Source organism: Streptomyces sp. NPDC057543 (assembly GCF_042801895.1).
Taxonomy (GTDB): domain Bacteria; phylum Actinomycetota; class Actinomycetes; order Streptomycetales; family Streptomycetaceae; genus Streptomyces.
Genome location: NZ_JBHVFF010000310.1, coordinates 1 through 9834, shown reverse-complemented (window position 1 = coordinate 9834; position 9834 = coordinate 1). Strand labels below are relative to the sequence as shown.

General features: G+C 66.2%; 7 protein-coding genes and 4 pseudogenes. 8 read left to right on the top strand and 3 right to left on the bottom strand.

The annotated features are described in order from the left end of the window. Positions 1-301, bottom strand: a pseudogene (locus ACFU8Q_RS34885) (hypothetical protein); the annotation flags it as partial. Further along, entirely contained in the window at positions 298-627 is a 330-nt protein-coding gene (locus ACFU8Q_RS34880; protein ID WP_384462156.1) for a hypothetical protein, read from the bottom strand. The gene ACFU8Q_RS34880 and the pseudogene ACFU8Q_RS34885, both read right to left, overlap by 4 nt. A gap of 413 nt (positions 628-1040) precedes the next feature. Here ACFU8Q_RS34880 and ACFU8Q_RS34875 point away from each other — a divergent pair, with 413 nt between their 5' ends. Then, entirely contained in the window at positions 1041-2363 is a 1323-nt protein-coding gene (locus ACFU8Q_RS34875; RefSeq protein ID WP_384462153.1) for a DNA-binding protein, read from the top strand. On the opposite strand, the gene ACFU8Q_RS34870 is transcribed toward ACFU8Q_RS34875, so the two are convergent. Next, a complete protein-coding gene (locus tag ACFU8Q_RS34870) occupies positions 2364-3380 on the bottom strand; it encodes an NAD-dependent epimerase/dehydratase family protein (RefSeq protein WP_384462150.1) in 1017 nt (338 codons plus the stop codon). Positions 3381-3465: 85 nt separating this feature from the next. On the opposite strand from ACFU8Q_RS34870, the gene ACFU8Q_RS34865 reads away from it, so the two are divergent. The 7 genes and pseudogenes from ACFU8Q_RS34865 to ACFU8Q_RS34835 all read left to right on the top strand — a co-directional run bounded on the left by ACFU8Q_RS34865 (position 3466) and on the right by ACFU8Q_RS34835 (position 9713). Continuing rightward, entirely contained in the window at positions 3466-3885 is a 420-nt protein-coding gene (locus ACFU8Q_RS34865; RefSeq protein ID WP_384462147.1) for a DUF6087 family protein, read from the top strand. Between the two features lie 126 nt (positions 3886-4011). Further along, positions 4012-4344: a transposase gene (locus tag ACFU8Q_RS34860; protein WP_384462144.1), complete on the top strand. Its 333-nt coding sequence runs from the start codon at positions 4012-4014 to the stop codon at positions 4342-4344. Between the two features lie 318 nt (positions 4345-4662). Next, positions 4663-4836, top strand: a pseudogene (locus ACFU8Q_RS34855) (hypothetical protein); the annotation flags it as partial. Positions 4837-5003: 167 nt separating this feature from the next. Then, positions 5004-5375 (top strand): annotated as a pseudogene (locus ACFU8Q_RS34850) (transposase); the annotation flags it as partial. Positions 5376-5634: 259 nt separating this feature from the next. Beyond that, on the top strand, positions 5635-6498 hold the full coding sequence (locus ACFU8Q_RS34845) for a hypothetical protein (protein WP_384462141.1): 864 nt from the start codon (positions 5635-5637) through the stop codon (positions 6496-6498). Between the two features lie 229 nt (positions 6499-6727). Further along, positions 6728-8095 (top strand): annotated as a pseudogene (locus ACFU8Q_RS34840) (IS1182 family transposase); the annotation flags it as partial. A 478-nt stretch (positions 8096-8573) separates the two neighbouring features. Continuing rightward, positions 8574-9713 (top strand): hypothetical protein, encoded by a 1140-nt coding sequence (locus tag ACFU8Q_RS34835; protein WP_384462138.1) that lies wholly within the window; start codon positions 8574-8576, stop codon positions 9711-9713. The last annotated feature ends 121 nt before the right edge of the window (positions 9714-9834 follow it).

Sequence of the window (9834 nt, the reverse complement as noted above, 5' to 3'; positions counted from 1 at the left end):
GCGCCATTTCACCGGTGGGCGGGAAGCTGGGGTCGGCTACCGCGATTGCGCTGAGCCTTTTCAGATGGCTGCGCAAGCGTTCGACGAGCGCCGGGGTGGTGGTTTCGGGCGGCGGCTGGTTTCCGATCGCCGTGTCCAGGTCGTCGAAGATCGCCTCGACGTCGAGCGGAGACCACGCGGTGATCCGTGCCAGGACATGCCTCAAGCCGTCTTCGTCGAGCGGAGGCGTCCACTTCGGGACGCTGGCCCTAGGAGAGGCGACGCGCCTATCCCGAACCGGAGCGGTGAGGGAGATCGTCATGCCGGCACCGGCCCCATTGTCATACGTGCGCGCACCGTCTTGCCGACGCGGTCGTGGCACAGGAACCAGGACAGTTCACCGCCGAGCCGAAGGAGCGTCCAGAGGCCGCGCCCCTCCTGGCCGGCTGCGGCTTGCTCGAAGTCCCGGAACTGCGGGATCGGATCACGTACGTCGATCGTCAGCTCGTGGTCCTCGGTGACGGCGAGCCTGAGCCGCACCTGCCGGTTCTCTGCCGTCGGGCCCGGGTCTGCATGGTCCACGGCGTTGCGGACGAGGATTCCTACGACGGTTGTCGCGCCTTCGACGTTCCCGGCCCACTTGAACATCGTTAGCCGTGTCCGCGTGTGCAGGCGAGCTAACTGGGAAGCCGGGGATAAGAGATCAAACGTGCTCGACCACTCCACGGCGACCGGCAAATTCCCCGTGAGGGAAGAGACCGGCGTCGCCGGCTCGGCGTGTCTCGGATGCACGGCTCTCACTCCTGACCTCGGGATGTGTTCGGATCGGCGCACTCGGTAGCTGTGGTGGGTGATCAGAGTCCTGCTGGCCGGGGTGGCTTCACCATGGCCTGCGGGTGGCTTCTCGGGACACTTCCGGGCGACAGATGTGGCCTCGGGGTAGTTTCTAAGTGCCTTTTGCGCACGACTGGTTGTCATGTTGACGGCGTGCGGTATCCCCTTTTCACGAGGGTTCCGCCGACGACTGGTTGAGGACGACACTCAGAGACCTGGGGGCCGAAGTGATCAAGCCAAGGACGCTGCTCAAAGTCCTGATTGATCAACGAAGGTGGACGTGGACAATCTTCGCGATCGAATTCGCGAAGGCAGCGGACACGGTCATTGGCCGAGGGTCACATAACCCCACGGTCGGCGAGACTCAATACCGCCGGTGGACGAGTGGCCAGCTCAAGGGGCTTCCCAGCGCCGATGCCTGCCGGGTGCTGGAAGAGATGTTCCATGTCGAGGCGTCGAAACTCTTCGCGCCTCCGCCTGAGTCGACGGACCCCGATGTACCGACGTTCGACTTGGAAGCCGAGATCGCTATGACCGCACATGAAGCACAGGACGATGCTGGCGCCGCTGCCGCATCCTCCGTCTCTGACCTGACCGTCGACCAACTGCGTGACGACGTACACGCTCTGGCCAGAAACTACGGCAGCTTGACGGCTCTCGACGTCTGGCAGAAAGCCAAGAATCTGCGGGAGGACGTGCAGAACAACCGCGACCGCACCGCCGTCCCCGCTCAGCAGCAGGCATTGCTCATTCTCGCGGGCGAGGCATCCGCGCTGCTGGCTACCGCTGCGTTCGACCTGGGCTCTCTCGACGCCGCCAAGCGCCTGGCACGCACGGCTGCACTCTACGGTGAGACCGCGCGGTACGAGCCGCTACGTGCCTATGCCGCAGGCAGCCTCGCTTACATCGCCTACTACTCCGGCGATCTGTCGCTGGCCCCTGTCCACGCCCGACACGCGCTCACCTACGGAGGTCTTGGAGACGTAGCGGCGCGGCGTCTTCACTCGATCGAGGCTCGGGCCTATGGGCACCTTGGGCATGCAGAGGCAGCCCGACGTGCACTGCGCATGTCGGAAGAGGTGGACACCGACACCACGGACGAACTGCACGACTGCGTTGGCGGCGAGTTCGGGTTCACCGACGACCGGTTGGCCATGTCGAATGCCTCGACCGCTTTGCTCCTGGGCGATGGGCGCACCGCGGAAGCGTCAGCCCTGCGGGCGCTTGAACTTGTGGCGGCCAAGCCGGCTAAGCACCGTTCGCCCGTCGTTTTCGGAAAGGCATCAGCCGACCTCACCATGGCCCGGCTGCTGACAAATAGTCTGGACGGGGCAGCAGAAGCTATTGAGGCGATGCTGTCGATCAACAGCACGCATCGGGGGACCGGGCTCGTGACCAGGGCTATGAGTCTGCGGCGCGCTCTCACTCAGCAGCACCTGCGGGGGACGGCCCTCGCCGCCGATCTCGGCGAGCGGCTGGAGGAGTTCACCCGCCTTCCAGTCCAGCATCAGCTCCTCCCCCCGTACGAAATGCCGGCGCTCGACGCCTGATCAAAGCGAAGCGAGAATCTTCTCCTCCTTCTTGGGGTTGATCCCGTGTTCCGCCCACCGCGGGTGGTCCACGGGGCAGCCGTCGTTCTGTAGCCAATTCCAGGTGTCGCGAATGGTCTCGCGCAGCGGTCGGCAGCGGAGTCCTGCGGCAACAGCCCGGCTCGAATCCACTGACCAGACGCCGCCGTGGGTGCGCCACAGAGGGAGTTCGGTCCACTGCTTCACGCCGTTTTCGATGAGGACTGCGGGATCCACCCATACCGGGCGCCCGGTTCCGCCCGTGACTTCCAGGCACGCACCCAGGAAGTCCTCGAACGTGATGCCGTCCGGGTGCGCGACGTTGTAGCTTCCAGCCTTGATTTCGCTTGCGGCCTGGTCCAGAGCGAACGCGGCAACGTCGCGAACGTCCACGGGCTGGATCAGCCGCTTGCCGGGTGCGGGCGCAAGGAAGCCGCCGCCCCGATATGCGCGGCGCAGCCACCATGGAAGGCGCCCCACGTACTCGCCGGGGCCGAGGATCACGCCAGGGCGCAGGAACACCGCCCGACCGGCGTACGACTCGGCCACGGCACGCTCGCCGCCCGCCTTCTGAAAGCCGTACACGGTTGGACTGCCGTCCGCGCCGGTATAGCCATAGCTCTCATCCGCGTCCGCCGGGCACTCCAGCAGCTCAGAATCGTCTGCCAGGTGACTGTGGGGCCAGCCCTTGTACACGGACACGGTGGACACGTGAATCCAGCGGGCAGCGCAGTCCTTCAGCGTTGAGGTTGCCAGCAGCACGTCGCGGGGCGGCAGATCGGAACTCGATGTGTCGATGACCGCATCCCATGGACCGTGCGCTGTGAGCCTTCGCACGTCTTCGATGACGGTTCGGTCCCCGTGAACAGGTTTGACGCCAGGCACGTCCTTTCCGGAGCGGCCCCGGTTGAAGGTTGCCACGTCCCACCCTCTGGCCAGGGCGGCTTCGGCAATGTGCTTGCCCAGGAACCAGGTGCCACCCATCACGAGAAGTCTCATGCTCAGAGATCTTGCCCTGTGGACGTTGTTGAAGAAAGGGAACTTCTGAGTCCTTGGCGGGGCGCCCGCACACCTGGGGGAGCCCTTGGCCCACCGGCCCGCGCCCGGCGCACGCAGGGCTGTTCCTCTCGGTGAAGGCCCCGCATGGGGTTGGTACGTTGACCCGGATACGTTGCGCGGGATGCTGGAGTGGGATGGCCACCAATGGATTCCCTCTGGTGTGGCCGACGACCACGCCGCGGCCGTGGCGGAGCCCGGCCCCCAGGTCGCGGCAGAGCGGCCGATGCGGAAGGCCCTGCCGGCAGTCCCCAGGGCTCTGGATGAATCTGCTCGTCGGCCACGGAGCGCGACCGTGGGCAGCCATCCACGTGAATGGTTTTGGCCAGCTTGGCGCCTGGCGCGGGCTCGTGGGGCCCGGATGTGGATAGCGCAGGTCAGGACACTTCGCGTTCGCGGTTTCCATGGTGCTCCCGTGGGAGCACGAGGGCGGGCTGAAACGGCTTGAGACGGGCCAGGACGGGCCAGGGCGAGCCGAAACGATGAGAGTTCGCGCAGGTCAGAGGAAAACCGCAGGTCAGGGTGCTATGGGGGCCCACTGTGCGGGGGATCCGGTCGTCTTCGGACGACCTCATTGAGACCGAACAGCCGCCGCGGCGCCGCCGCCGGGCGCCATCCCGTCGGCGACGAGGGCCTGGGCCGCTCGCGCGGCGGGTTCACCAGCAAGCTCCACTTGAGCGCGGACGGCCGCTGCCGCCCGCTGTCCCTGGTCGTCACGCCGGGAAAGCGGGCGGACTGCACCCAGTTCAAGCTGGTCCTGGAGAAGATCCGCGTTCCCAGGCACAGGCCGGGCAGGCCCCGCAAGAAGCCGGACAGCCTTGCCGCCGACAAGGCCTACAGCAACGGACCCTGCCGCGAGTTCCTGCGGCGCCAGGGCATCCGGCACACCATACGAGCATGCTCATGAAAGCGCCCGACTTGCGGGACGTGGAGCCCTCAGCCGCGGTCGTCCTCCGCTAGTACTCCAGCCGGACTTCTAGATTTGTGCTGGTCAACGGCCTGGCGGCGAGGAGTGTAGTGGGTGTGCGGTGATCGTGGAGTGGTCTTGCCTGGTTCGTCCCGCGAACGTGTGGCCGCGCCGCATGTAATGACAGCGCACCTCGTTCACCAAGCCCGTCGATCCTCTGCTGGGCAACGCGATCGAGGCATGGCAGGAACTGAGGCCGCAGCAGCCGAAGATGCTGGACCGCAAGACCGGTGAGCAGGTGGATTTTCCTGTTCGCGCATCGGGCGAAACGCCTCGCGAAAGACCTACATCAACACCGTCGTCATCCCGTCGCTCTGCCGCAAGGCCGGCGTCCCGACCGCCGATGTCCGGGGCAATATCACCAGCCACCGGGCCCGCTCCACGATCGCCAGCCAGCTCTACAACGCCAAGGAGCCGATGACGCTGTTCGAGCTGCAGGCCTGGCTCGGTCACCGGAGTCCGGAGGCCACTCAGCACTACGCCAAGATCACCCCGAACGCGCTGGCCAGGGCCTATAGCGACGCTGGGTACTTCGCCGCAACGTCCGCACCATTGAAGTGCTCGTCGACCGCGACGCGGTCGCCTCCGGCGCCGCCGCCTCGCCCGGCGTCGGCGTCAGGACCGCCGCAGTTCTCCTGGTCACCGTCGGCGACGCAACCAGCTTCCCCACCGCCCACCTCGCCTCCTACGCCGGCCTCGCTCCGGCCACAAAGCAGTCGGGCACATCCATCCACGGCGAACACGCGCCCAGAGGCGGCAACCGGCAGCTCAAACGCGCGATGTTCCTGTCCGCGTTCGCCGCGCTGTACGACCCCGCCTCCCGCACCTACTACGACCGCTGCCGGGCCCGGGGCAAGACCCACACCCAGGCCCTCCTCCGCCTGGCCCGCCACCGCATCAGCGTCCTGTTCGCCATGCTCCGCGACGGAACCTTCTACGAATCACGCCGCCCCGAAGCGGTCGCCGCGTGACCAGCTCAGCCTTGACGAAGGACATAGAGGCACCCCCCCGTACACCGAGAGAACCTCACCGACGCGGCCGCCGTAGCCGAGTCGGCCGTCTCGGACGCACCCACGCCGCCTCACCAAGGGCCGACGGAATCTCTGCGACATATGACAGAAGGATGCGCAAACGTCATGTTTTTATCTAAACAGTGATAGACGTGGTGATCGTGAGTGATCGCCACTTGTGTCGCGGCCCCTGGATTCGGCCCGCTTTGGGAGAACAGAGATGAACCATGCCTCGCGCGGCGAGTCCGTGACGGTCTCAGAGCCACCGGGCCCCATCACCAAAGCGATCATCGGGGCCCTGTGGAAGCGGACGTTCGACCCTGATCCGGCGAACCCGATCTACCTTCCGCGGATCATCCGCGACGGCTACCCGGAGTGGGGGCTGCCCTCCTACGATCCCGCGGTACCCGGGGGGACGAGCGCACCGGTCGACATCCCGGACGTTCCCGATGACGTGGGCGATTCGGCGTGCGCGCGCGACGACGTGAGATACCCGCCGGTCTGTACGACCGCGCCGGCCCTGCAACTGACGAACATCCTGTTCACGAATCTCAGCGTCATGCAGGCCGTGAGCCTGAGCTTCTCCGACATGGAGCCCGTCTTCACTGCCGTGGTCAGCGTCGGCACCACCGACCAGCCGTTCACTCTCGACGCCGACGACCCCGCTAAGCCGAACTACTTGTTCTCCATCGGCTGCTGCGAGCCCGTCTCGCCCGAGTCGCACGACTGCGGCGAGCGGCGCTGGACGGCCGACGCCAGCGGGAGGTTCGTCGGCCGGGCACACGACGCGATCCTTACCCTCATCGTCCGGCTGAACACGAGCGGGTCCGGGCCCCTGACGGTCAATGTGCTCGGTGTCGGCCTCACGGTCGACCCCAAGGCGGTCACCGTCGACTTCGACGTGGACGGTGAGCCGCAGTGGGTACAGGACCTCGCTCAGATCGCGGTGAACGAGGGAGTCGGCAACGGTGGTCTGGTGAACGGCATGCGGACGTTCCTGAACCAGCCCGACGTGATCGAGAACATTGAGACGTTCGCCAACGAGGCACTCAAGAACATCCTGACCGAGATTCCCTATGCCTGAGGCAGTGGTCACACACCCCTACAGCCGGGCGCGCTCGCTGGTGGCGGCGGAGGTGGCGGCGCTCGACGCGCGGCTTGAGGATCTCCTCGACGGACAGCGCTCGTACCTCTCCGACGCTGAGCTCGCGTTCCACCGCGGCGGCAAGCGCCTGCGTCCGTTACTGCTCCTACTCAGCGCGCACGCCGCCGCGCGCACGCCGGTCGACGTGCTGCCCGAGAAGGCCGTGGAGGACGACTGGCTGCCCCAGGACCACCTGGCCCGGTTCGTCGCCGACCTGGTCGACGAGGTGCTGGACCTGGGGCCGGTCCTGGCGGACTACACCGAGAAGCGCGGCTACCCGCCCTACGATCCGCGGCTGATGCTGCGTCTGCTGATCTACGGCTACACCACCGGCGTCCGCTCCTCGCGGGCGATCGAGCACAAGTGCGCCGACGACATCACGTTCCGATACCTGACCGCCGACCAGGTCCCAGACTTCCGCTCCATCTCCCGGTTCCGGCGCCGCCACCTGGATGCCCTTGCCGACCTGTCCACCCAGTCCCTGCACCTCGCGCAGAAACTCGGCATGGTCAAGATGGGCCGCGTCGCCCTGGACGGCACCAAGCTCGAAGCCAACGCCTCCAAGCACAAGGCGATGAGCTACGGCCGCCTGGTCGACAAGGAAGAACGGATCGAAGCCGAGATCGCCGCCCTGGAGGCCAAGGCCGCCACGATGCTGGCCGACGCCGAAGCCACCGACATTGCCGAGGACCAGACCTTCGGCATCGGCGGCAAGGACGTGGACCTGCCCGCCGAGCTTGACCGGCGCGAGAAGCGCCTGGCCAGGCTGCAGGCCGCCCGCGCGCAGATCGAGGCCGAAGCTGCCGACAAGGCATGCGAGCACGCCAAGGACAAAGAACGCCGCCGCCAGGAGCGCGCCGGCACCAGCGACGAGCAGGCCGTCACCGACGCCGGGCGCAAGGCCGCCGCGAAGGCCCGTCCCAAGCCGAAGGCGCAGGCCAACTTCACCGACCCCGACTCGCGGATCATGAAGAACAGCAACGGCGCCTACATCCAGGCCTACAACGCCCAGGCCGTCGTGGACGCCGAACACCAGGTCATCACCGCCGCCGACGTGACGACCAACGCCTCCGACGCGCTGAACTACACCACGATGCTCGACCAGTCCGCGGCGAACACCGGCAGCCATCCCAAACAGGCCCTCGTCGACGCCGGCTACTGCTCCGAGACCAACCTGCAGGCCGCGAAGGACCGCCAACTGGCCTGCGACACCGACACGTTCATAGCCACCGGCCGACTCGCCCACGACGAACAGGTCCCGCCCGCACCACGCGGACGCATCCCCGCGAACGCCACCCTCAAGGAACGCATGGCCCGCAAACTGCGGACCAAACCCGGCAAGGCCGCCTACAGCCGCCGAAAAACCATCGTCGAACCCGTCTTCGGCCAGATCATGACCTGCCAGAACGGCCGCCAATTCCTCCTGCGCGGCGAGGACGGCGCCCGCGGCGAATGGCGGCTGCTGGCCGCCTGCCACAACCTCCGCAAGATCTTCCGACACACCGGAACCACCGGCCTCGCCACCCTGGCCGGCTGACCAGCCGGCCCTCCCCGGCCCAGTCACGGGCCCTACCAGGCCGAACACCGGACGGGCAGGACCCCATCCACCGCCTCACAGGTACCGGCAGCAGGACCGCGACCGATCCCATCGATCACGGCCAGCTGGCCCCTTGCCCGTTACTGACCCACGCTCCTAGCCCCCACCCCCGACACCTAAGGGCTGTCCCGCCCCTATCTCCCGCGCACTGCATTCAGCCCGTAGGCGAAAGGCCCGCCACACATCGGCGCCTTCCAGGCGTTCGTACCGTCAGAGCCCGTCCGGTTAACAGTGAGCTTGTTCCGCTTTGACGGACACCCTTGGTGTGGTGGTCAGGCTGCGAGTGCAGCCACTACGCACACCCGTCCGAGGGGCGCTGTAGCCCCGTCCGGTACGCCTGTCGCTCCGTCGGGACACTCTCAGGCACCCTCGCCTGACAAAAGAACGAGAGCGGGCGCAGGTGCCGACCCTGTCCGCAATGACGCAGGAGGATGCGGTGTTTGTGCGAGCAACTAGAGTGCACCCTCGGCGGGGGACGGGCGCGGCAGCCGTGGTGACGGCAGGGGTGATCTGCCTGGTCCAGGCGGGACCGGCCGCGGCCGATCAGACCGTGGTGAACTGCAACCACAACCCCAACGCCCTGCAGCCCGCAATCACCAGCGCCCCCTCGGGCGCGACGCTGCTTGTGAAAGGCGTCTGCTTCGGCAACTTCACCATCAACAAGAACCTGGCCTTGACCGGGCTCAAAGGCGCCGTCCTCGATGGCCATGACACAGGTACCACCGTGACGATCAATGGAGCCTTCCGAGTCAAGCTCAAAAGCCTGACCATCGTCCACGGAAACGCCAACGGAAGTTCCTTCCCCACCAACAGCGGTGGTGGCATTTTCAGTAACGGTGGAACTGTGACGTTGGAGCACTCCACGGTGCGCAACAACAGGGCCATCAATTCCGGTGGCGGCATCGAAATCAGTGGCGGCATCATGACACTGGACCGCGCCACCGTGCGCAACAACGCCGCCCCCGTCGAAGGGGGTGGCATCAATATCGGCAACAACGGCACCCTGACACTGAACCGCTCCACCGTAAGCAACAACGCGGCCCCCTTCGCTGGGGGCGGCATCGGTAATTTCGGAAAGAGCACTGTCACGCTGCGCGACTCCACGGTAAGCAACAACAGCGCCACCTTTATCGGTGGTATCGACAGCAGCGCCTTCGCGAGCCTGACACTGATCCGCTCGACGGTGAGCAACAACTCCGCGTCTGAGGCAATTGGCGGCATCGAAATCTCTAGCGGCACAAAGGCGACCCTGTACGATTCGCGGGTCCTTAACAACACCGCAGGGACCGATAGTGGCGGCATTGAAATCGAGACCAATGCGACGACCACGCTAAAACGGTCCACAGTGAGAGGGAACATCGCGGGGCACACCGGGGGTGGCATCGGAAATTTCGGGACCATGACGCTGCGCAACTCTGAGGTGGAGCACAACACCGCCTTCAACGACGGGGGTGGAATCTTCAATACAGGCACCGTAACGCTGCATGACTCCAAGGTGCGCCACAATCGCCCGAACAATTGCGCCCCGTCCGGCAGCGTTCCCGGCTGTAAGGGGTAGCCATTCGCCCTCCCTAACCTCGATCGTTCGTACGCCCAGCAGAATCTGGAGGTTGGCCATGTAGGTGGTTGATCGTGGTTCGTAAGCTCGTCGTCGCCTGCCGGTGTGAGTCCGGTCCGGG